At 69.0% G+C, this 21,730-nt stretch carries 16 protein-coding genes, 2 other RNA genes and 1 pseudogene; 6 read left to right on the forward strand and 13 right to left on the reverse strand.

The window, feature by feature from the left end:
• The first annotated feature begins 8 nt into the window (after positions 1 to 8).
• Positions 9 to 1,793 (forward strand): hypothetical protein, encoded by a 1,785-nt coding sequence (locus ABT137_RS17980; RefSeq protein ID WP_351709623.1) that lies wholly within the window; start codon positions 9 to 11, stop codon positions 1,791 to 1,793.
• Between the two features lie 169 nt (positions 1,794 to 1,962).
• Here the strand turns inward: ABT137_RS17980 and rnpB (ABT137_RS17985) are convergent.
• The 11 genes and pseudogenes from rnpB (ABT137_RS17985) to ABT137_RS18035 all read right to left on the reverse strand — a co-directional run bounded on the left by rnpB (ABT137_RS17985) (position 1,963) and on the right by ABT137_RS18035 (position 14,376).
• Positions 1,963 to 2,367, reverse strand: an RNA gene (gene rnpB, locus ABT137_RS17985) — RNase P RNA component class A.
• A gap of 52 nt (positions 2,368 to 2,419) precedes the next feature.
• Positions 2,420 to 4,378, reverse strand: coding sequence for a zinc-ribbon domain-containing protein (locus ABT137_RS17990; protein WP_351709626.1), 1,959 nt, complete (start codon positions 4,376 to 4,378; stop codon positions 2,420 to 2,422).
• A gap of 497 nt (positions 4,379 to 4,875) precedes the next feature.
• Positions 4,876 to 5,439: a hypothetical protein gene (locus tag ABT137_RS17995; protein ID WP_351709629.1), complete on the reverse strand. Its 564-nt coding sequence runs from the start codon at positions 5,437 to 5,439 to the stop codon at positions 4,876 to 4,878.
• A 9-nt stretch (positions 5,440 to 5,448) separates the two neighbouring features.
• On the reverse strand, positions 5,449 to 9,885 hold the full coding sequence (locus ABT137_RS18000) for a DUF6531 domain-containing protein (RefSeq protein WP_351709632.1): 4,437 nt from the start codon (positions 9,883 to 9,885) through the stop codon (positions 5,449 to 5,451).
• A 7-nt stretch (positions 9,886 to 9,892) separates the two neighbouring features.
• On the reverse strand, positions 9,893 to 10,204 hold the full coding sequence (locus tag ABT137_RS18005) for a hypothetical protein (protein ID WP_351709635.1): 312 nt from the start codon (positions 10,202 to 10,204) through the stop codon (positions 9,893 to 9,895).
• Between the two features lie 321 nt (positions 10,205 to 10,525).
• Positions 10,526 to 10,927: RNase P RNA component class A (gene rnpB, locus ABT137_RS18010), an RNA gene on the reverse strand.
• 115 nt (positions 10,928 to 11,042) lie between these two features.
• Positions 11,043 to 11,828 (reverse strand): annotated as a pseudogene (locus ABT137_RS18015) (DMT family transporter); the annotation flags it as partial.
• Between the two features lie 16 nt (positions 11,829 to 11,844).
• On the reverse strand, positions 11,845 to 12,612 hold the full coding sequence (locus ABT137_RS18020; RefSeq protein ID WP_351709970.1) for an AraC family transcriptional regulator: 768 nt from the start codon (positions 12,610 to 12,612) through the stop codon (positions 11,845 to 11,847).
• A 78-nt stretch (positions 12,613 to 12,690) separates the two neighbouring features.
• Positions 12,691 to 13,209: a TetR/AcrR family transcriptional regulator gene (locus ABT137_RS18025; protein ID WP_502984535.1), complete on the reverse strand. Its 519-nt coding sequence runs from the start codon at positions 13,207 to 13,209 to the stop codon at positions 12,691 to 12,693.
• 31 nt (positions 13,210 to 13,240) lie between these two features.
• Positions 13,241 to 13,663: a DUF4260 family protein gene (locus ABT137_RS18030; protein WP_351709638.1), complete on the reverse strand. Its 423-nt coding sequence runs from the start codon at positions 13,661 to 13,663 to the stop codon at positions 13,241 to 13,243.
• A 92-nt stretch (positions 13,664 to 13,755) separates the two neighbouring features.
• The gene (locus ABT137_RS18035) at positions 13,756 to 14,376 is read right to left on the reverse strand and encodes a TetR/AcrR family transcriptional regulator (protein WP_351709641.1); all 621 of its coding nucleotides are present in this window, start codon (positions 14,374 to 14,376) and stop codon (positions 13,756 to 13,758) included.
• A 47-nt stretch (positions 14,377 to 14,423) separates the two neighbouring features.
• On the opposite strand from ABT137_RS18035, the gene ABT137_RS18040 reads away from it, so the two are divergent.
• From ABT137_RS18040 to ABT137_RS18050, 3 genes are all read left to right on the forward strand, one after another.
• Positions 14,424 to 16,022: an FAD-dependent monooxygenase gene (locus ABT137_RS18040; protein WP_351709644.1), complete on the forward strand. Its 1,599-nt coding sequence runs from the start codon at positions 14,424 to 14,426 to the stop codon at positions 16,020 to 16,022.
• Positions 16,023 to 16,097: 75 nt separating this feature from the next.
• Positions 16,098 to 16,850 carry a MerR family transcriptional regulator gene (locus tag ABT137_RS18045; RefSeq protein ID WP_351709647.1) on the forward strand — a complete coding sequence of 251 codons (753 nt, stop codon included), beginning with the start codon at positions 16,098 to 16,100 and terminating at the stop codon, positions 16,848 to 16,850.
• Entirely contained in the window at positions 16,847 to 17,533 is a 687-nt protein-coding gene (locus tag ABT137_RS18050; RefSeq protein WP_351709650.1) for a hypothetical protein, read from the forward strand. Before ABT137_RS18045 ends, ABT137_RS18050 begins: the two co-directional genes overlap by 4 nt.
• Here ABT137_RS18050 and ABT137_RS18055 read toward each other — a convergent pair.
• Positions 17,424 to 18,860: an RNB domain-containing ribonuclease gene (locus tag ABT137_RS18055; RefSeq protein ID WP_351709653.1), complete on the reverse strand. Its 1,437-nt coding sequence runs from the start codon at positions 18,858 to 18,860 to the stop codon at positions 17,424 to 17,426. The genes ABT137_RS18050 and ABT137_RS18055 overlap by 110 nt on opposite strands.
• A gap of 123 nt (positions 18,861 to 18,983) precedes the next feature.
• On the opposite strand from ABT137_RS18055, the gene yaaA reads away from it, so the two are divergent.
• Entirely contained in the window at positions 18,984 to 19,766 is a 783-nt protein-coding gene (gene yaaA, locus ABT137_RS18060) for a peroxide stress protein YaaA (RefSeq protein ID WP_351709656.1), read from the forward strand.
• Between the two features lie 74 nt (positions 19,767 to 19,840).
• Positions 19,841 to 20,491 carry a bifunctional 4-hydroxy-2-oxoglutarate aldolase/2-dehydro-3-deoxy-phosphogluconate aldolase gene (gene eda, locus ABT137_RS18065; RefSeq protein ID WP_351709659.1) on the forward strand — a complete coding sequence of 217 codons (651 nt, stop codon included), beginning with the start codon at positions 19,841 to 19,843 and terminating at the stop codon, positions 20,489 to 20,491.
• Here the strand turns inward: eda and ABT137_RS18070 are convergent.
• Entirely contained in the window at positions 20,463 to 21,716 is a 1,254-nt protein-coding gene (locus ABT137_RS18070; protein WP_351709662.1) for a bifunctional RNase H/acid phosphatase, read from the reverse strand. The genes eda and ABT137_RS18070 overlap by 29 nt on opposite strands.
• Between the last annotated feature and the right edge of the window lie 14 nt (positions 21,717 to 21,730).

A 21,730-nucleotide genomic window follows, 5' to 3' on the forward strand; every position in this document is an offset into this window, starting at 1 on the left:
AATCCATTATGGATTCAAGCACAGAGGACGGCCGAATCGGCGATGCAGCGCGACACGTTTCGGCGCTTGAGGTTGTTTCCCTACCGTGGGTATTCACTCAGCATCATCCGCTTGATTCAAAAGATTTCATCAGGCAAGCCAAGGATCGCGGCGTCAACCTGGATGAGCGCAAGTTGCGCGAGTTGTACCGGCAAGGGCTTCTGATTCCAATAGTGGCAGTCACATCCCGCCGGAAAATTGAACCTCGGTTCATGGAAGAGCCTGAACCGCAGCGCGCGGGAACTCTTCTCCACGAACTGCGAAAAGCCCGTGAACGTGGCCGACTGCTTGACTTGAAAACCGAGCCGTTCCTGCCGAGGCTATACTTCACACCCCCAAAGCCCAATCAGCCCCACTGGTGGAATGGACTGATCTACTCCCAACATCAGCTCGCCGTTCTACCAAAGATTGACCCACTACTCGCGAAGTTCCGTTACTCATATCGAAATCGTCAAAGCTATCCGCGTCTTCCAGAACCCAACTCTTTCCTTAAGTATTGGGCCAGCTGGTATCACCGGATTGCACTCATGGCGACAGCTCTCGAAGCCCGATATCTGCCAGTCCTTGACCCAGAGTGGGTACACCTGGTGAATGCGGACTTCGAAGCCTACGATCACTACCGACGTGACTTTGATCCTAGGGCGATGAGCGAGCACCTCAAGTATCCAGTCGAGCAAGTACGCAAGGATGCGGAGGAGTTGCTGCTATTGGCTCATTCTATCGATCCGATGGGCGGGAGGTGGAGTCAACTCTTGCGGCGCGCCCCGCGCAACAAGTGGAAGGATCTTAAGGGTGCCGCTCGATCAGCAATGGATTTGCGCGAGACCGCGGAGATCTTGCTCCGATTCTATGAGGACCTGACCGAGCGCGGCCACGCACAGCCATTGCCCGGGATCCCAGAATATTCCTGGCATCCTCTCCACGAAAGACTGAGCACCAAGAGCGAGACGCTCGACCAAGACTTGATGCACTTGGGCCTCTCGCCCCATCCGCGAGTAATCTTTGCGGTTGAAGGTGAAAGCGAAGCTCTTCACGTGCCACTTATCTGGCGCAAGCTAGGTTATCCGGAATCGCCGGAACTGGTGCGTCTCTTGAAGCTCGGAGGCACTAGCAAAGATCTGGCGAAGATTGCTGGACTTGCGGCAACACCCTTGGTTACGCAGAAAGCCCCAGGGGGAAAATACTGGCAGGTGGCCAGACCGCCCACGAGGTTCATGGTCGTTGCCGATCCCGAGAACGACTATTCGGCCACGAGAATTGATCGAACCCGAGAGCTCATGCTAGAAGAGATCAGGAGTGGCTTGGCTGCACAAGGCGCAGGGACAAGCGAAACTGAGCTGAATGAACTTATCGAGATTCGAACCTGGGATGAGTCCTGCTACGAGTTTGCACACTTCAGTGACGAAGAACTCGCCGACGGAATTTCGCAGGTGCACAACACTTGCAATGGCTGGACTAGAGATGAGCTGATCAGTGCACTCGCCTATCGGCGCGGCCGCAACGAAGACATTAAGCAGGTATGGGAGGGCGGGCGTAGAGACGGTACCCGCAAAGGAGCTGCCGAGAAGTGGTCGTACAAGGTAAGCAAGACCAAGCTCGCGGAAGTTTTGTGGCCAGTACTCGAACAGAAGATTGACGCAAACAAGTTGGGCTCTAAGGCCCCTGTCCCTCCTATGGTCCAGGCGGTCGTGGATGCTTTTGTGACAGCACAGAATTGGCGTTACAAGTCGTTTGTCCTGACTGCGGTTGACTAACGGATTTCATCTGGGATTTTTCTAGCGAGGTGCGACCGAAATTGGCACCCAGAACGCCCGGATATGCCGCACGGGCAGTAGACAGAAGCTGCGATACCTACGGGCCGGATTCGACCGTGAGGGCTTGCTTATTCGGTAAGTATCGCCTCTGACCTGCGAAAATACGTGGCAGACGAGTCGGGCTGTACGCCGGATTTTGTCACCCGGTCGCCTCGCGGCGGCCGGGGAGACGGCCATCCATCTAGGGCCAACGTTGCCGCTGGCCTCGTGCGGTCTACCCGCGGACTCGGGCGGGCAGCCCTCAAACGTCCGCGCAGAGCACTTTTTGCGGCGCTCCTTTTGACCTTGCTCCGGGTGGGGTTTACCTAGCTGCCCAGGTCACCCTGGGCACTGGTGGTCTCTTACACCACCGTTTCACCCTTACCCGGCACCGAAGTGCTGGGCGGTTTGTTTTCTGTGGCACTGTCCCGCGGGTCACCCCGGGTGGCCGTTAGCCATCACCCTGCCGTGTGGAGTCCGGACGTTCCTCGGGGAGCCCCTCAAGGGGACTCCACGCGGCCGTCCGCCCGGCTCGTCTGCCGTATCGGCCATGGTAGCCGACCACGCGCGGCTCCTTGTTCCTTCGATCAGCGACCAACTAGCGGATCCGGCGTCTCCGTGGTCTGCGGCTCAGCCGCAAGCTCCTTCGTGGAGTAGTCGAGCCAGAGCTCTCCGGTCAGCCTGCCCCTCACGCCCAGCTGGCGCCCTGCAGACACTGCCCACTCGCGAACGCGTGCCTCGTCGAGCAGCCCGTCCGGGCCGAGCAGGTCGTCGCGCCCGGCTTGGTCGAGCCGGAAGGAAGCCGTGACCCGGTCCGGGACCCGTCCGCTGCCGCCGATGACTATCCGCCGCTGCTGAGCCCAGGCTCGGACGGCGTGCGTCTCAGCTTTGGAGACAGCTGGTCGCGGACGCTGCCTGGCCTGTGTGACCAGACATCCGCAACTACGGGTGTTTCCGGAAGTAACCTGGGACTGGACAGCGGTGAAGACCTCGGGATTGCCGCAGTCGCACCGGTAGTCACGGAGGATGTCATTCGGACTTTCCGGATTCCGGTAGGGCTCGGAAACGGGTGACAGCAGGCTGTCTGCGTGTGGAGCCGTTGGCGAGAGGCGGCGTGGTGTCGGTGAAGCTGCCTTCTTCGGCTTTCGGCGCGGGGGCCGCAGTTCGCCCCAGACCGCGGTGATGTAGGCATCAGCAGCGGCCTGATGCTGAGCCCTGCCGCTGTTGAGGTATGCGGAGAGGCTCGGCGCAGCCTCTGGGAAGCGTGCGCAGAGGGCCGAGGCCACCGCGCTCGCCTGCTGGTACGCCGTGGCTCGTTCGGGCACCGTCACGACCAGAGCGTGGGGAGCCTCCATCTCTGGCAGATTGCCGATTCTCACGTGAATGAGCAGGTCCAGAAGCCCTGCTTCAACCAGCACCCGGCTCTTTTCGTTTTCGTACTGGCGGCGGTCCCGCTGCCTTACCGAGTGGTGGAACGCTCCGTCGTACTCAAGGCCGACGCGGACGCCATGAGGCAGATGGAAGACCGCGTCGACCTCGACGTCCTTGTAGCGCCAGTGGGCCGGCTTGTGCTCCGGCGGGACAGTGAGACGGTGGGAGGCGAAGTCGGGCACACCGTCCGACAGCCTGGGATCCCGGCTCTCCGGCGGTACGAGGTCGATGAGTCCCGCGAGTTCAGCGACCAGCCGTACCTGCTCTTTCGATATCCCGGAAGTCGAGCAGTCGCCGCAGCCGGTGCCCTGGACACGGTTGAGGATTGTGGCCTTCCAGCTGTGGCCGTGACGGCATTTCCAAGGCAGAGTGACATACACCCCGTGGCTCTCCACCTCGGCAGCCTGCTTCCGAGGAATGTTGTGCTGGCTCGTAGGCAGCCGACGTGGGTCGAGGTCCGGTGCATCCAACTCGTCCGCGATTTCCGGGAACCAGGTGAACAGCGAGTTCGTGTCGTCGATCACGTACCCTGCGCAGACCAGACAGCCGTTCCCCTGAAGAGCCCGCTCTTTGACCATCGCTTCGAAACGGTGCTCAACCGGCTGCCACACTCCGGCACTTGGATCGACCGCCCATGTCCGGCAGATCCACGGCACCCTCTCGTGTGACGCGTGAGTGATGTCGCTCGCTGGTATCTGTCCACCGTACTGAGCAGCCAGCGTCGGAAGGTCCGCGAGCCGCGTCAATCGACGGCACTCGGGACACCCGGCGCCCTTCTGGATGCGGTCCTTGGGCCATGCCGGCCACGGCTCATGACCGAAGCCAAGGGGGCATTGCCACAGGTGAGGGCTGGCCTGGCCGCGTCTCTGAGCTGTCGCCGAGACGTTCTTCGGGCGGACTAGGTTGTATTGGTGCCACTGCGCCGCGACCTCAGGTATGTCCGCGACGGTGGCTTCTCCACGTGCACTGGCACGGCTGTTCCACCGGCCCACGACTGTGGACTTGTGTCGATTCCAGTAAGCGGTGACTTCGGCCTGCCGGGCCCGGGCCACTGCGAGTTCCTTCTTGATCTGCTCACGGCGGACCCCGTTGAAGTCGTCCCAGACGGACCGCATCTGACGGAGAATCCTTAACCGGTCCTCGCGCCCACCGCTCCCGATGTCGAGGGGCGTCGGCCGAGGTGGCCAGGCGGCGAGTGCTGCTGCGTCACTCCCGGACGCGTCTGAACCTTGAGTTGCGATCACGGCGTGAGGATACGAGCGAGGTCTGACAGAGCCGTACCGATGTCCAGATCATCCGCATTTAACCGAGCCGGACACGTCGGACGATATTTTTATATCGTCCGACGTGTCCGGCTGCCGGATGCTTTTCCGCTGGTCACAGCACTTTCACCGTTTGGCGCCTCAGGCGGCGAACGTCGCTCTGCGCTCGCACGGCGAAATTCGACCCGGATTCGACCCGGCCTGCCAATCTTGGCTTGCCGTACATGCTCTGACCTGGGCTTATGCCGGACGGGAACGAGACTCGGATGTTACGCCGGGTTCTGTACCCCGGTCCCTCGCGGGAGCCGGGGCGACGGCCATCCATCCAGGGCCGGTGTTGCCACCGTCCGTCACCGACCGCGCACCTCGGACGCCCACGTACCCGTCTTGTGGACTTCCGGTCCCTCGACGTGTGTGGCACCGGCCGTGTACAGCAGCCACAGCAGATCAAGGGAGCCGAAGAAGGACTCCCCCCAGCTGTCGACCCAGACACGGAGCCGCGACGGCCCCACCTGGACCATGTCCCAGAACTCCCAGCCGCGAGAATCCTCTTCCGGGTCGAACCGATAGATCCAGTTCTGCAGGGACCAGGGGCCTCCACCGCTACGGTCCACGTACGCGGTGCGGCCGTGTCGGGCGAATTCCTGTGGCGGCGCCTCACCGTCCCGGACGGAGACCGTCTTGAACCAGTCGGGGAACTCGTCCGTCGGCAGATCTTCGTCGCCGAACTCCGCCGTGCAGGCCAGGTGGAGGGCGGCCGACAGGACGTGACGTACGCGTAGCGCGTACGCCTCGGGGGTCCCCTCGAATACATCGACAGTGAAAGCGGCCAGAACCGGCGGAGCCGAATCGGTCGCGGGGTGCTGCCCAACGCGGTCCAGTTCGGCAGCGACACTCTCCTCGCTGTGAATCATCGCGCGATCCTATCTTTCCTGTACGACATCTCCGGAGCCCTTGAAGATGTTGTCGCGGAGTTCATCGAGGAGCTTGGCCGGGATTCCGTAGAGGTCCTTCCCCTTGGTCGGATCGGAGATTTCCGGGTACTCCTGGAGCAGGCCTTTCCATTCCGTGCGGGTGAAGGCATCACCATCAGGATGATCATCCTTGTTCTGCGGCAGAGCGGACTCGCGGATCTTGATCAGGTAATCTTCGGGGATCTTGAAGGTGACAATCTGACCGTCGGCACCCCGGTATTCCAACGTGTGCTTGATATTGCCGCTCATGTTCAGATAGAGCTTGCCCTTGCCGGTGATTGTCACCTCGCCGTTCTCACCGATGTGAATCCGCTGGCTCAGCGGGTGGTCGGTCTGTTTGCGGTAGACCGAGATCAGGTCCTCGCCGCACTCTTCGAGACCGAGTGGATCGGTCCTGGTGTACGGGTTGTGGACGTAGGTGTTGGGGTTGGGGGCGGGAGCGAGACCGAGGGGGTCAGGGGTGAGGTAGCGGGCGGTTTCGGGGTCGTAGTGGCGGAAGTAGTTGTAATGGAGGCCGGTTTCGGGATCGTTGTACTGCCCGGGGAAGCGGAGGGGGGTGTAGGTGGTGGCATCGCTGCTCCAGGTGGTGGCGCCCCAGAGGGTGCTGCGGGCGCGCCAGGCGATGTCCCCTTGTTCGTCGACGAGTTCACGGGGAGAGCCCACGAGATCCGTGACGATCGCGAAGAAGCGGGAGTCGATCTCCTGTTGAGGTGCATCGGCCGCGGTGATGCGTTCGGTCTGGGCGATGGGTTTGAGGCCCTGGTGATCCCAGGTAAGGGTGACGGGGTTCGGGAGGTCGGCGGATTGCGTGGTCTGTTCGCAGAGTGTCGCGCCGTCCCACGTGAAGTCGACACGCTCCGCGACGGTTTCGCCGTCCGTCGCGAGGCGGAGTTTGGCAGTACGGCGGCCCAGAGGGTCGTAGGTGTAGCGCCAACGGGTGCCGTCGGGGGTGGTGACCTGGGTGAGGCGGTCTTCCGCGTCCCATTGGTAGTGCCAGGTGTCGGGTTTGCGGGACAGCCGGGTCTTCTGCCGCAGGGTGATGCGGCCGAGGGCGTCGTGTTCATAGCGGACGTTGCCCGCGCGGGTGATCCGGGTGCCGGTGTAGGTGCGGGCGCCCGTGGCCTCGTGGCCGGGGTGTTGGGCGGGCCAGGTGGCGTGTGTCTGGTTGCCGGCGCTGTCGTAGGCGTAGGTCTCGGTCCAGTCGTGGGCGTGGACTGCGGTGACGCGGCCGGTCGGGTCGAGGTCGAAGTGGCGGGTGCCGTTGAGCTGATCGTCGATGCTGGTCACATAGCCGTCGGCTCGGTAGCTGTAGGCCCGGTGCTGTAGCGTGCGGCCGTCCGCTCGGGTCACCGACTGGGTGGTCAGGCGGCCCAGGGCGTCGAAGCCGTGTTCAAGGGTGGCTGTCCCGCCGATGCGGCGCATCAGTTCCCGGCCTGCTTCGTCGTAGGCGAAGTCGATACTGCGGCCGGAGACCTGCATCCCGGTGGGGCGGCCGGTGGCGTCGTAGGACCAGGTGGTGGTGGCGCCGGTGGGGGTGGTGCGGCTGGTCCGGCGGCCCAGGATGTCGTAGGTGTAGGTCTGAGTGCGGCCGTTGACCGTCTCCGAGCTCAGGCGTCCATCGCGGTCGTTGAGCAGCGTGAGGGTGGTGCCGTCCGTACCGGTGGCCCGGGCAAGCTGATCGGTCAGGTCGTACGCGTAGGTGGTGTGCCGGCCGGCCACGTCCTTGAGGGTTGTGCGGCCCAGTACGTCACGTTCGAAGCGGATCGTCTCGCCGAGCACGTTGGTGCGACTGGTGAGCTGGCCCGCCGCATCGTAGGTGTAGGTCAGGGTGCGGCCGTCGAAATCTGTCTCCGTGACCAGCCGTCCGGCGGCGTCGCGCTCGTACCTCCAGGTCAGACCCTGGGGGTTGGTGACCCCGGTCAGGCGCAACTCGGTGTCGTAGGCGAAGGTGTACCGAACGCCGTCCGGGCCGGTACGCGCCGACAACAGGTCGAAGTACGTGTACTCGAAGCGGGAGACGGCGCCCACGGCATCGGTGTGGCCGGTGCGGTTTCCCTGGTCGTCGTAGGTCCACGACTCGGTGGTGCCGTCCGCGGTAATGCTGCGAGCCAGCTTCCCCTCGACGGTCCACTCCAGGCGAGTCACGTTGCCGAGCGGGTCGGTGAGTGTGACGGGACGGCCGAACGCGTCCAGCGTGTGCCAGGTCGAAGCTCCGCACGGGTCGGTGATGTGTTCGGGAACTCCGGCGGCGTTGGAGTGGACGCGGGTGGTGTGCCCGAGTGCGTCGGTGACGCTGGTGAGGCGGCCGGCTCGGTCGTAGACGGACTTCCTCACGGCTCCCGACGGGGCTGTGGCCGAGGTCAGATTTCCGCGCTCGTCGTATGCACAGTCCCACTGCCTGCCGTCCGTACCGACGACGGTGACCGGCAGCCCCAGGTCGCCGTAGACGACTTGAGCCGTCCGGCCGTCCGGTCGGCCGGCGGAGACGACCCGCCCGTTCTCGTCCCGTTCGTAGCGGACGGTGCGGCCGAGCGGGTCCGTCTCCGAGAGGAGTTGGAGGTCGTCGTCCCACTCCTGGCGGGTGGAGTTGCCGAGCGGGTCCGTTTCACGGATCAGGCGCAGCGCCTCGTTGTGTTCGTAGGTGCGGACGTGGCCGAGGGAGTCGGTGACGCGGGTCGTGCGTGATGCCTCGTCGTACGCGAGGGTGGAGGCGAGGGCGCCTCCGGTGCCGCCGGTGGCGGTGACTCGGCCTCGGTCGTCGTACCGGTACCAGTAGGTCGTGTTGTTGCGGTCGGTCCAAGAGGTGATGCGGCCTTCGGGGTCGTAGGTGTAACGCCGTGGCAGGCCAGAGGAGTTGGTCTCCTCGGTGAGGTGGCCGTCCTCGTAGCCGAAGGTGACCAGGGTGGTGCCGGGCCGGTCCGGGTGGGCGGGGTCCGTCAGGCGCAGGCCGGTGATGCGGGAGCGAGCGGGGTCGTGGTCGAGAACGATGCGGTAGCCGCCGGAGTGGACGACGGCTCCGGGGATGTCACCCGCCTTGTACTCGATGGTGACGCGGTTGCCGTTGCGGTCCTGGATGTACTGCAACGGCAGGTCGACGGCCATGCCGTCGGCCGCGGGCACAGGGCTGTGGAAGACGTGGTCCAGGCCCGCGTCGGGGTCATGGACGCGGATACCGCCGTCGGTCTCGGTGTCCCAGGACAGCAGCAGGCGGGAGCCGGGGGTGTCCGGTCGGACGGGTTCGCCGGTGTCGGGGCCAGGGACCGGGAAGCAGAGACGTGCGCCGTCCGCGGCCGCGTAGACGAAGCCCTCGTCGTCGGCCTGGACGCGCTGGTCGAGGGTGGAGGCCCAAGTGGGGCCGAACCAGCCACCATGGCGGTAGGACGATACGTGCGTGCGCTCCAGGACCAACGGCAACACGCCCGGAAGGATCACGTCGGTGCGGGGCAGGGCCATGTCGCCGGTGGCCACGTCGATCGGGTCCCGCACGAACGTCTTGACCATGTTGCGGACCGAAGCGGGCAGCTTGTTGAAGCCCGGGTTCAGCTTCAGCCGTTCGAACGCGGCGCAGTCCAGCCCCATCGACTTGCTGAGCCTTGCCAGCGCCGCCGGCCCCAGCGCCTTGAGCCCCTTGCCCAGCGCCTTGCCCAGCACCCCGAACCCGACGCCCATCAGCGCGCCCTCGGCGAGGACGCCGGCCAGTTTCTCCGGGTCCTTGAACGCGCCGGGATCCTCCAGCAGCGTGGTGAACGCGGAGAAGGCCGCGCCCTGCTTGGCCAGCTTGGCGACCTCGGCGACCCCGCGGATCTCCTTGAGCGCCTTCAGCGCCCGCTCCACGTCCCGGATGACCTCCATGATCCCGCGCACGGCGGTCCCGAGGGCGGTGCCCTCCTCCTCGATCCGGCCGACCAGCGCCACCACCTTCAGCGCCCGCTCGCCCGCCATCAGCGTGGCGGCCACGTCCGAGGCGCCCGCGGTCAGCACCGACAGCGCCAGTCCCGCGATCTCGAACTCGGCGATCTCCGCCAGCATCACGCCGATCTCGGACAGCAACTCGTGCGCCTTGTCCGCGAAGTCGTCCAGCGCCTCGGCACCCTCACGCAGCGCGTGCGCCATCTCCGTGGCCTGCTTACGGGCCGCCTTGGAACGCTTGTCGAACGCCTTGGCGGTCTTGCCCTCCCACGCCACGCCCCGCAGCGCCCGCTCGGCCGCGGTCGCGGCGTCGTCCAGTCCCGAGGCCAGGCTCCGCCACTTCTTCGCGATCTCCCGCACCCCGTCCGGGTCCACCGCCGGATCCGAGATGCCCAGGAACTCAAGACCACTGGCGACCGAGTCGCCGAACATGTGATTGAACTTGCTGATGTAGTGCAAAGGGTTGAGGTCGACCACGCCCGGGTCAGCCCTTCTTTTCCTGGGCCGCGGCCGCGATCAACACGTCCAGCAGATCGAAGGCATCGGAAACCTCGCCGATCAGCTTCGCCTCCGCGTCCCACTCCTCGCCCAGCTGCTTGGTGAGCTTGGCCAGGGTGGTCATGCCCTGCTCTATCTCACCCTTCGCCCCCAGCAATGAGCCGAGTGCTCCCAGCGCGCCCAGGTCATGGGACTGCGCCTCGAACTGCTGCAACGGCTTCGCCGTGTGATGCCCCACGCCACGCAGCCCCGAGGACGCCTTGTGCATGGATGCGGCTTCCTTCTTCAGGTCCGACATGCCGCCCACCCCCGTACTTCACTCTGTGCACATGCCAACCCAAGAGACTATGGAGGGCGGTTATGCGGGAGGTATGGGTGACACCAAGGGACGGCAAAGATCGGCAGGCGCGCCGGGCTGCAGTCGCGAGACTCCACGTCTCTCGCGACTGCGGCCGCACAGGACCCGTTCCCACAGCGGCCGCGCGGCAACTCGTCTCAGCCTGCGGGGTAGCGCGTTCCCCCAGTGATCGGCACCGTGGCCACCTGGTCCCGCCGAGCAGAGGGCAATCCAAATGCCAGGGACTTTTCGCTGGCTTCAAGGAAAAGCTGCATGTAGCGGCAGACGAGTCGGGCTGTACGCCGGGTTCTGTACCCCGGTCCCTCGCGGGAGCCGGGGCGACGGCCATCCATCTAGGGCCGGTGTTGCCACCGGCCTCGTGCGGTCTACCCGCGGACTCGGGCGGGCAGCCCTCGAACGTCCGCGCAGAAACACCGGGGTGTTTCCTCTTGACCTTGCTCCGGGTGGGGTTTACCTAGCTGCCCAGGTCGCCCTGGGCACTGGTGGTCTCTTACACCACCGTTTCACCCTTACCCAGCGCCTGAGCGCTGGGCGGTCTGCTTTCTGTGGCACTGTCCCGCGAGTCGCCTCGGGTGGCCGTTAGCCACCACCCTGCCCTGTGGAGCCCGGACGTTCCTCGGGAAGCCCCCTAAGGGGACTCCACGCGGCCGTCCGCCCGGCTCGTCTGCCGTGTCGACCATGCTACCCGGCGTGCCGCCCCCTTCGGTGCCGAGGCCATCGTCGCCAGCACCGACCCCGTCAGGATCAGCGCGAAGGACACGGCGATCGTCGGGGTGAAGCTCTCGCCCAGGAAGAGGGCACCCGCCGCCACCGCCACCGCCGGGTTGACGTACGTGATCACCGTCGAGCGGGTCGGCCCTATCTCCTTGATCAGCTCCAGGAAGGCCACGAAGGCCACCGCCGTGCACAGGACGCCCAGGGCGAGGAGGGAGAGCAGCGCGTTCGTCGAGGGCATGGCGGAAGGCCAGGTGGCCGCTGCGGCCGGCGCGTAGACCAAGGTCGCCAGGGTCAGGCACGGTGCTATCAGCTGCAGCGTCGGGACGTCCTTCAGGCGGCGGGCGGCTATCAGGGGCGCCGTCGCGTAGCCGATCACCGTCAACAGGACTTCGCCCAGCGAGCGGGCGTCGCCGCCGGTCAGATGGGGGACGGTCAGGACGCCCACTCCCGCGAGGCCGATCAGGAGGCCCGCGATCCGGCGTACGCCCAGGTGCTCGCGCTCGCCGCCGAAGTACCGCGCCGCCACCACGCCGACGATCGGTACGCCCGCTATCAGCAGGCCCGCCGTGGAGCTGGACAGGTGGCGTTCCGCGTCGGTGAGCGTGAACCACGGGCCCATGATCTCTATGCACGCGAAGGCCAGCATCGGGCGCCAGTGGGTGCGGATGGTGAGGAACAGGCCGCCCTGGCGGATCGCCAGGGGGAGGAGGAGCAGGGCGCCCACCGCGCACCGCGCGAACACCACCGTCGACGGGGACACCTCGTCCACCGCCACCTTGATCATCAGATAGGGGATGCCCCAGATCACTCCCATGAGGGAGAACAGGAACCAGCCGCGTGCAGTCATGCGGACAGCTTCGCTGTCAGTACCGTGCCGCGTCTTGAACGCTGTTGCGGTAGGCCGCCGGGGTCACCCCCAGCACCCGGCGGAACCAGCGGGTCATGTGGGCCTGGTCCGCGAAGCCCACCAGCGTGGCCGCCTCCGCGGGGCGCAGGCCCGCCTCCAGCAGGCCGCGGGCGCGGTTCACCCGGTACTGGGCCAGCCAGGCGTACGGCGGGACGCCCATCGTCGTACGGAAGGCCCGCAGGAGCTGGTAGCGGGAGAGGCCGAGGTCGGCCGCCAGGTCGGCGAGGGTCGGCGGGGAGGTGAGTTCGTCGGCGAGGCGGTCCCGGACGAGGAGGGATATGCCGTGGGCGCCGGGGATCTCGTCCCTCGCCGGTCGCGCCGTGGAGTGGCGGTGGGACAGAGCGGTCAGCAGCCAGGGGAGGCGGGTCTCGGCCTCCAGGGGGTCCGGGCAGGCGGCCAGCTCGGTGTGGGCCTGGCGGAAGGCCGCGGCCAGTTCCGGGTCGTCGACGACCGGGTCCCGGAAGTGCGGTACGGCGTCCAGGGTGCCGTCCGCCAGCAGGGACGGGTCCGCGTACAGGGCGCGGTAGGCGTAACCGTCGGTCGGGGTGGCCGGGCCGCCGGTGTGCATCTCGCCGGGGGCCAGGACGACGATGGAGCCGGGGCCGGTGTGGATGTGGCCGCCCCGGTAGGCGATCACCTCGGAGCCGTCGACGCACACTCCGATCGTGAACTCGGCGTGCGCGTGCGGGGCGTACACGTGTTTGTCGAAGCGGGCCGTCAGCATGTCGAGCGGCGGGCCGCAGCGACCCAGCCGTGCTCGTGTCCACCGTGCGTGTTCAGCCACCTTCGGCACCCCCTTGCGCTAAGGGTGCAACGACTTCAGGCCCCGTTTCCATGCCGCGTCCAGGTCGGCGTCCTCCGGGAAGCGGCCGTGGATCTCCAGGACCACCATGCCGTGGGCGAACGCCCAGGTGGCGCGGGCCAGGTCCAGGTCGCCGCCGCAGGCCCGCAGCAACGGCGCGGCCGCCCGGTCCTCCAGGCCGGCGGGCAGCGCGGCACGCGGGAGGGGGCGTTCCGTGGCCAGGCAGTAGAGGTGGGGGTGGGTCAGCGCGTACATGCGGTAGGCCCTGGCCAGCGCCTCCAGCGAACCGGGGGTGCGGGACTCCGCCGCCTCCGCCGCCTCCAGTGCCTCGGCCGACTCCTCCAGCATCCGCGCGGTGAGTTCGACCTCCACGGCGTGCTTGTCGGGGAAGTGCTTGTAGAGCGACGGCGCCTTGATGCCGAGGCGGTCGGCGAGGGTGCGCATGGTGAGGACGGCGGGGCCGGACTCCTCCAGCAGGTCCCGGGCCGCCGCCACGATCTCCCGCGCCCTCGGCGTCAGCCGGTCCGTCACGTGGGTCACGTGGGTCGCGTCAGTCACGCTGGAAGCCCTCCTTCGTCCGCAGCCCGTACCCGAAGGCGCGATCGTACGAGATGTGGGCCAGCCAGCCGCAGAGCGCGGCGAACGCCGGGGGCCAGGAGAAGAGGGGCTGCACCGCGTACGCCGTGAGCAGTCCCAGCGGGACCAGCGCCCGGTGCATCGCGTTGTAGTACGGCACCGCGCGCGGCGCCAGCTGCCCCTTCGCCATCCGGGGCGCCTCGTCGAGGGCGACCAGGAAGGTGAGGTCCGGGAGGATCAGGAAGAGCAGGGCGAGGGAGCCGGCGAGCCAGCCGTGGTTCATGCCCTCCAGGATCGCGAACGCCGTCCAGAACAGGGCACCGGCCAGCCAGGCCGTGCGGCGGGCCACCGTGGTGGCGGTGCGGAGGGAGGGGGTGACGTTGGTGGTGCTGGTCATGGCTGCCTCCAGTGGGCAATATTCAGCTAACGCCGTTAGCCACAACGGTAGGGCTAACGGCGTTAGCCGTCAAGGGAGGGCGGGCAGGCCGGTTACCGCACCATCCGCTCCAGCGCGTCGAACGCCGCCCCCATCCGCTCCCGGTGGTCCTCGACGATCTCCGCGAACGGGTCGCCCGCCAGCTGGCGGCTCACAGAGGTGACGCACACCGAGCGGTACGCGGCCACGGTCACGGCGGCCACCAGTTCCGGGTCGGCGAGCCCGGCCTCGGCGAGCGCTCCGGCCAGCGCCCGCTCCACCTCCTCGACCGCCTCACGGGCACGGGCCCGCAGCGCCGGCGAGTCCGCGACGACCGGCCAGAAGCCCACGAAGTTCTCACCCACACCGCCCAGCGGATGCCGCGCGTCGACGAACCGGAAGGCCAGGCGGCGCAGGGCCGCGAGCGGCGGCTCGCCGGGCGCGCGGTCCCGCACCGCACCGGCGAAGGCCGCGACGGCCTCCGGGATGCGGTCGAGGAACAGGTCCTCCTTGCGCGGGAAGTAGTTGAACACGGTCATCGCCGACACCCCGGCCGCCCGCGCGACCTCCGCGACCGTCACCTGGTCGAAGCCGTGCTCCCGGAACATCACCGTCGCGACGTTCGAGATCCGCTGCCGCGTCTCCCGCTTCTTGCGCTCCCTCAGGGACTCCCCCGGCCTGTTTTCATCGATCACGAGAAAAACTATAGCGGCTCGAAAGTTTTAGTGACTACAGTGAAGCCATGAGCGAAAGCATCGAAAGCATGGCGACGGCAGACAGCAAGAACGGCACCGACTACGACGTGGTGGTGGCCGGCGGTGGGCCCGTCGGGCTCTTCCTCGCCGGCGAGCTGCGGCTCGGCGGCGCGAACGTGCTGGTCGTGGAGCGGCTGGCCGAGGTGGACGAGACCATCAAGGCGGGCGGGATCAACACGGCCGGCGCGGTGAGCCTCTACCGGCGCGGGCTGCTGCCCGACCTCGTGGCGGCCTGGGAGCGGAACCGGTGGCGAATGCGGGCCTTCCTCGGGGACCGGGACCGGGACCGGGAGCAGGGCGCCGACGCGCCCCGGACTCCCCCGAAGTTCGCCGGGCACTTCGCCGGGATCATGATGCGCGGCGACCTGTTCGACGACTCCGACCCGGCGTTCGCCGACATCGGCCCCGCCGACGGCGTCGGCCTCGGGGTGCCGCAGGTGGAGCTGGAGCGGATCCTGGGGGCCCGTGCCGAGCGGCTCGGTGTCGAGGTGCGCCGGGGCGTGGAGCTGACCGGCTTCGACGCCGACGAGGACGCCGGCGAGGTCGTCGTACGCCTCGGAAGCGGCGAAGACGTCCGCGCCGGGTGGCTGGTGGGCTGCGACGGCGGCCGGAGCACCGTCCGCAAGCTCGCCGGGTTCGACTTCCCCGGGACCGAGCCGGAGATCACCGGCTATCAGGCGGTCGTCGAGATGAGCGGGGGCGAGCGGCTGGGCGTCGGGTGGAACACCACCGACGTGGGGACGTACGTCAACGGGCCCTTCCCCGGCCGGATCCTCACCGTCGAGTTCGACGGGCCGCCCGCCGACCGCTCCGCGCCCGTCACCGCCGGGGAGTTGCAGGCCGCCCTGCGCCGGGTGTCGGGCGTGGACGAGGTGACCATCCACGAGGTGCACTCCTCGACCCGGTTCACCGACAACGCCCGGCAGGCGAGCGGCTATCGCAAGGGCCGGGTGCTGCTCGCGGGGGACGCGGCGCACGTGCACTCGCCGTTCGGCGGGCAGGGGCTCAACCTCGGGCTCGGCGACGCCATGAACCTCGGCTGGAAGCTGGCCGCCGTGGTGCGCGGGACGGCCCCCGGCTCCCTTCTCGACAGCTACACCGCCGAACGGCACCCGATCGGCGCCTGGGTGCTGGACTGGACCCGCGCCCAGATCGCCGTGATGCGCCCCGACCGGCACGCCCGCGCCCTGCGCCGGGTGGTCACCGATCTCGCGCTGACGGCGACCGGGACGACGTACCTCGTCAAGCAGATCTCCGGTGTCTGGCAGCACTACGACCTGCCCGGCGACCACCCGCTGACCGGCCAGAGCGCCCCGGACCTGGAACTCTCCGACGGCACCCGGCTCGGCGACCACCTGCACGCCGGCCGTGCGCTGCTCCTCGACCTCGCCGACGACCCGAAGCTGCGCGCCCGCGCGGAGGGGTACGGCGACCGGGTGGACGTCGTCACCGTGGCCTGCCCGGGGCGGCCGGAGCTGACCGGTCTCCTCGTCCGGCCCGACGGGTTCGTGGCCTGGGCCGCGGACGGAAGCGACCAGGGAGACGATCTCGACACCGTCCTGACCCGCTGGTTCGTCGCAGCCTGAGCCCGCGGACCGGCGGCTCCGGCCCGCGGACCGGCCGCTTGACCCTGCCGCAACGTCAACGTCTCTACTGGTCCCATGCGGATCGGAGAACTCGCCGCCGCCGTCGGCGTCACCACGCGCACGGTGCGGCACTACCACCATCAGGGCCTGCTGCCCGAGCCCGAGCGGCTCGCCAACGGCTACCGGGACTACACCCTCCGGCACGCCGTCGTCCTCGCCCGGATCCGGCGGCTGACCGAACTGGGGCTCGGGCTCGCCGAGGTGCGGGACGTGCTCGCGGATGACGCCGGCAAGGACCTCGTCGAGGTGCTCACCGAACTCGACGAGGACCTTGCCCGGCAGGAGGCCGGGATCCGGGAGCGGCGGCAGCGGCTGCGGGCCCTGCTGGACGCGGGCGAGCTGCCCGCCGAGGGGCCCGTCTCGCCCGAGCTGGCCGCCCTGTTCGCCGAGACGGCCCCGCGGTTCGCCGGCTCCCCGATGGCGGCCAGGGACCGTGAGGTGTTCGCCCTGATGGACACGGTGGCCGACCCGGCGGCCCGGGAACGGCTGATGTCCCTCGCCGGCGCCATCGCCGGGTCGCCGCAGGCCACGGCACGCGTGAAGGAGGCCTACGCGCTGCTCGACGCGCTCGCCGACGCGGACCTCGGCGACCCACGGGTGGCCGAGGCCGCCCACGTCCTGGCCGGCTGCATCCCCCAGGACATGGTCCCGGGCGGCGCCGTCGACCACGAGGACGGCTTCCTGCGCGCCCTCTACGCCGACCTCGCCCCGGCCCAGGCCGCGGCGATCCGCCGGGCCCTGGACATCGTCAGTGGCGAGCGGCCGTGAGGGCAGCGTACGCCGTCGTCCGGCACGAGGTACGGCTGCTGGCCAGTCTGGTGCTGTGGGCCGCCCGGCGGACCAGCGGGACGGGGGTGCGCTTCGGGTACGCCCAGGGGCAGGGCGCCATGATCTTCGGGCTCGCGTTCGTGTGCGTGATCGAGACGATCGGCATGTCGGTCCTGCTGCGCGGCTGGCCGGCCGTGCACCTCGTCGTCCTCGTCCTGGACGTCTACACGGTCCTCTTCGTCGTCGGCCTGCACGCCGCCGCCGTGGTCCACCCGCACCTGCTGACCCCGGACGCGCTGCACGTCCGCGGCGGTGTCCGGCTGGACCTGCGCATACCGCTGGACGCGATCACGGCGGTACGGCGCGAGACGCGCTACCGGCACGAGAAGACGGCCGGCGAACTCGACGTGCCCATCGGCTCGCAGACCTCGGTGACCCTCGAACTGGCCGAGCCCGTCGCCCACTTCAGCCTGCTGGGCCGCCGGCAGGAGGTGCGCGTCGTCCGCTTCCACGCAGACGACGCCACCGGCCTCGTACGACAGCTCAAAGCACAGCAGTTGACGGCACAGCAGCTCACGCAGGCGCGAACCGTACCTTCGTCGTCCCCGGGTCGGCCTCCGTCAGCCGCACCGGCAGCCGCTCGCCCAGCGGAAGAGGATCGGCGGCCTCGATCCGGCCTATGACGGCGGGCTGCTGCAACAGCACCTTCCCCACGGTCGGCCGGCGCGCCTCGACCTCCACCACGCACCCGTCGAAGACCTCCCCGACCCGGTCCTTGAGCAGGGCCGCCTCCACGATGTCGACGCACTCCCGCTCCACCGTGCCCGAGCGCCGCGCCCCTTCGGCCATCTGCTTGGGAAGCGTGTCCAGCGCCATCAGCACCCAGTCGGGCGGGTCCTCGCCCGCGGCCGCCGCCAGGCACAGCTCCGAGGCGTAGCGGTCGGCCAGCCGGCGCAGTGGCGCGGTGCAGTGGGCGTAGGGGGCGGCGACGGCCGCGTGGGTGGTGTTCGAGGGGAGGACACCGTCCCGGAAGACCGTGTAGCCGGCGCCGCGCAGCAGCGTGGTGCACTCCTGGAGGAAGGCCGCGTGGCGGGGGCGGCGCGGGTTCAGGGAGCGGATCAGCGCGGCGTACGAGACATGGTGCGGCCACTCGATGCGCAGCGCGTGCGCGGTACGGCGCAGGCGGGCGACCGCGCCGTCGGGGGCGGTCGGCAGGGTGCGCAGCACGCCGGTGCCGTGGGCCAGCATCATGTCGGCCGCGGCCATGCCGGTGAGCAGGGAGATCTGGGCGTTCCAGGCGTCGGCGGGCAGCGGGGCGCGGTAGGTCAGCTCGTAGGTGTGGTCGTACTCGACGATCTCCTGTTCCGGCACGTTGAGGGAGATGCCGCCGCGCGCCACCTCCAGGCGTTCACGGGCCTCGCCGATCTCCCTGAGCAGGGCGACGGGCTCCTCGGCGGTCCCCTCGTCGATCCGCTTCTGCACGCCCGCGTAGTCGAGCTTGGCCCGGCTGCGGACGAGGGCCCGGCGGACGTCGGCGGCCACGGTCCGCCCGTCCCCGTCCAGGTCGATGGTCCAGAGCACGGCCGGGGTGGTCTGGCCGGGCAGCAGGCTGGCCGCGCCCTCGCTCAGCACGGGCGGGTGCAGGGGGACCTTCTCGTCCGGGAAGTAGAGCGTGGTCACGCGGTGGTGCGCCTCGGAGTCCAGCGCGCCGCCGGGTACGACGAAGGCGGCGACGTCGGCGATGGCGTACCGGACGCGGTAGCCGCCGCCGTGCCGGGACAGGTGCATCGCCTGGTCCAGGTCGTTCGCGGTGGGCGGGTCGACCGTGAAGAAGGGGATGTCGGTCGCGTCGTGGCCGGGCACGGCCGGGAACCTGGCGGTGCTCTCGGCCTCCGCGAGGACCTCGGACCGGAAGGTCTCGGGGACGCCGAGGTCGGCCCGGAGGGCGGCGAGCGCGGCCCGGAGGGGAGCCTCGGGGGCACCCTTGACACGGATGTGGCGGCTGGGCATAGGACGAGCGTAGTCACATCGCACCGCTCAGGCGCTTTACGCTGGCGCGAAGCGTTGATGATGAACGCCGATGAACGGCGTTGGTGAAGTCGTTGGTGAAGTCGTTGGTGAAGAGGAGTACCCGTGCTGGTCCTGCTGCCGCCCTCGGAAGGCAAGGCGTCCTCGGGCCGTGGTGCCCCGCTGAAGCCGGAGTCGCTGTCCCTTCCGGGGCTCGCGGCGGCGCGCGAGGCGGTGCTCGGCGAGCTGGTCGACCTGTGCGCCGGTGACGAGGAGAAGGCGCGCGAGGTGCTCGGGCTGAGCGAGGGGCTGCGTGGCGAGGTCGCCAAGAACGCGGCGCTGCGGACGGCGGGCACTCGGCCGGCCGGGGAGATCTACACCGGGGTGCTGTACGACGCCCTGGGCCTGGCCTCCCTGGACGCGGCCGCGAAGCGGCGGGCCGCGCGGTCGCTGCTGGTCTTCTCGGGGCTGTGGGGTGCGGTCCGGGTGACGGACCGGATCCCGTCGTACCGCTGCTCGATGGGGGTGAAGCTGCCGGGTCTCGGCGCGCTGGGCGCGCACTGGCGCGGGCCGATGGCCGAGGTGCTGCCGGAGGCGGCCGGGACGGGGCTGGTGCTGGACCTGCGGTCGGCGGCCTACGCGGCCGCGTGGAAGCCGAAGGGCGAGGTGGCCGGGCGGACGGCGACCGTGCGGGTGCTGCACGCGCCGACGCGGAAGGTGGTCAGCCACTTCAACAAGGCGACGAAGGGGCGGATGGTGCGGAGTCTGCTGGCCGCCGGGATCGCGCCGGCCGGTCCGGGTGAGCTGGTGGAGGCGTTGCGGGAGCTGGGGTACGAGGTGGAGGCGGAGGCGCCCGCGAAGGCCGGGCAGGCGTGGGCGCTGGATGTGCTGGTGACCGAGGTCCACTGAGGCGTCCGTAAGTCCTGTTGCAGCATGTGCAATGCCCTTTGCGTGCTCTGCATCGCGTGGGCAGGATGTTCGTCATGCCCACCTCCGTGCTGGATCTCGCGCCCGTCGTGCCCGTCGTCGTGATCGAGGACGCCGCCGATGCCGTGCCGCTGGCGCGGGCGCTGGTGGACGGCGGGCTGCCCGTCATCGAGGTGACGCTGCGGACGCCGGCCGCGCTCGACGCGATCCGGGCCGTCGCCGCCGCGGTGCCGGACGCGGTGGTCGGTGCGGGTACGGTCCTCACGCCCGCGCAGGTGACGGAGTGTGTGGCGGCCGGGGCGCGGTTCCTGGTCAGTCCCGGGTGGACGGACGGGCTGCTGACGGCGATGACCGCGTCCGGGGTGCCGTACCTGCCGGGGGTGTCGACCGCCTCGGAGGTGGTGGCGCTGCTCGAACGCGGGGTGCGGGAGATGAAGTTCTTCCCGGCGCAGGCCGCCGGCGGCACGGCCTACCTCAGGTCGCTCGCCGGTCCGCTGCCGCAGGCCCGCTTCTGTCCCACCGGAGGGATCGGCCCGGACAACGCACCGGAGTACCTCGCCCTGCCCAACGTCGGCTGCGTCGGCGGCACCTGGATGGTCCCGGCGGACGCGGTCGCCGCCGGGGACTGGGCCCGGGTCCGGGAGCTGGCCCGGGCCGCGGCGGGGCTGCGGACCGGGCTCAGGGACGCAGGTGGGACGTGTCGTTGAAGAGCCGTACGCTCGCGTTGCCGTCCGCGTAGTACGCCACCGCCGACAGCGAGGCCGCCGACAGTTCCATGCGGAACAGGGACTGGAGCGGGGCGCCGAGGGCGAGTTGCACGAACGTCTTGATCGGCGTGACGTGCGTGACGAGCAGGACCGTGCGGCCCGCGTAGGCCGCGATCAGCTTGTCGCGGGTGGCCGCGATGCGTGCCGCCGTCTCGGCGAAGCTCTCGCCGCCGCCGGTGGGGTGGGCCGACGGGTCGGCCAGCCAGGTGGTCAGGTCGTCGGGGTAGCGCTCGCGGACCTCGCCGAACGTCAGGCCCTCCCAGGCGCCGAAGTCCGTCTCCTTGATCCCTTCCTCGATCGTGACGTCGAGGCCGAGGCGTTCGGCGACGGCCGCGGCGGTCTGCCGGGTGCGGGTGAGGGGGGAGGCGAGGATCGTCTCGATCGTGCCGCGCCGGGCGAGGGCCTCGGCGGCGCGCTGCGCCTGCTCCAGGCCGACGGGAGACAGTTCCGGATTGGTGCCGCCGCTGCCGGAGAAGCGTTTCTGGGGGGTGAGGGGGGTTTCGCCGTGGCGGAGCAGCACGAAAGTGGCGGGAGCGCCGAGGTCGGGGGCGGAACTCCAGCCGGGGCTGGCTACGTTGCGCGCGGCGCGTGAGTCGAGGCCGACTGCCTCCGCGGTCGTCACAGTGCCGGCCGGTGGGGGCTGGTCGCGCCCACGCGGCGGAGCCGCAAATGTCTCAGCCCCGCGCCCCTTACGGGGCGCTGTGGCGCGGGCGTCGAATTCCGCAGTAGACCCCGAAGCCGACCACTGCTCGCCCCGCTTGCCCGCGTCCATCGCCTCGTTGGCCAAGCGGTCGGCGTGTTTGTTCTGCTCGCGCGGGATCCACTCGTACGTGACCTGGGCCGCCGGTAGCACCCGGGCCGCCTCCGCCGCCAGGGGCTTCATGTCGGGGTGCTTGATCTTCCAGCGGCCGGACATCTGCTCGATGACCAGCTTGGAGTCCATGCGGACGTGGACGGTCGCGGCGGGGTCGAGGTCCCGCGCGGCGCGCAGGCCCGCCAGCAGGCCCCGGTATTCGGCGACGTTGTTGGTGACGACGCCGAGGTACTCGGCCGCCTCCGCCAGCGTCTCGCCGGTCGCCGCGTCGACGACCACCGCGCCGTAGCCGGCCGGCCCCGGGTTGCCCCGGGAGCCGCCGTCCGCCTCGACGATGAACTCCCTTGCCACGTACGCCCCTTAAG

This window comes from Streptomyces sp. NPDC001980 (genome assembly GCF_040296885.1).
GTDB lineage: Bacteria > Actinomycetota > Actinomycetes > Streptomycetales > Streptomycetaceae > Streptomyces.

Bases quoted from the DNA above. Each gene is read 5' to 3' on its own strand.
- ABT137_RS18055 (WP_351709653.1), bottom strand. From the start codon at position 18,860: ATGCCCAGCCGCCACATCCGTGTCAAGGGTGCCCCCGAGGCTCCCCTC.
- ABT137_RS18045 (WP_351709647.1), top strand. From the start codon at position 16,098: ATGCGGATCGGAGAACTCGCCGCCGCCGTCGGCGTCACCACGCGCACG.
- ABT137_RS18030 (WP_351709638.1), bottom strand. From the start codon at position 13,663: ATGACCAGCACCACCAACGTCACCCCCTCCCTCCGCACCGCCACCACG.
- ABT137_RS17980 (WP_351709623.1), top strand. From the start codon at position 9: ATGGATTCAAGCACAGAGGACGGCCGAATCGGCGATGCAGCGCGACAC.
- ABT137_RS17995 (WP_351709629.1), bottom strand. From the start codon at position 5,439: ATGATTCACAGCGAGGAGAGTGTCGCTGCCGAACTGGACCGCGTTGGG.
- ABT137_RS18040 (WP_351709644.1), top strand. From the start codon at position 14,424: ATGAGCGAAAGCATCGAAAGCATGGCGACGGCAGACAGCAAGAACGGC.
- eda (WP_351709659.1), top strand. From the start codon at position 19,841: ATGCCCACCTCCGTGCTGGATCTCGCGCCCGTCGTGCCCGTCGTCGTG.
- ABT137_RS17990 (WP_351709626.1), bottom strand. From the start codon at position 4,378: ATGCGGTCCGTCTGGGACGACTTCAACGGGGTCCGCCGTGAGCAGATC.
- ABT137_RS18005 (WP_351709635.1), bottom strand. From the start codon at position 10,204: ATGTCGGACCTGAAGAAGGAAGCCGCATCCATGCACAAGGCGTCCTCG.
- ABT137_RS18020 (WP_351709970.1), bottom strand. From the start codon at position 12,612: ATGCTGACGGCCCGCTTCGACAAACACGTGTACGCCCCGCACGCGCAC.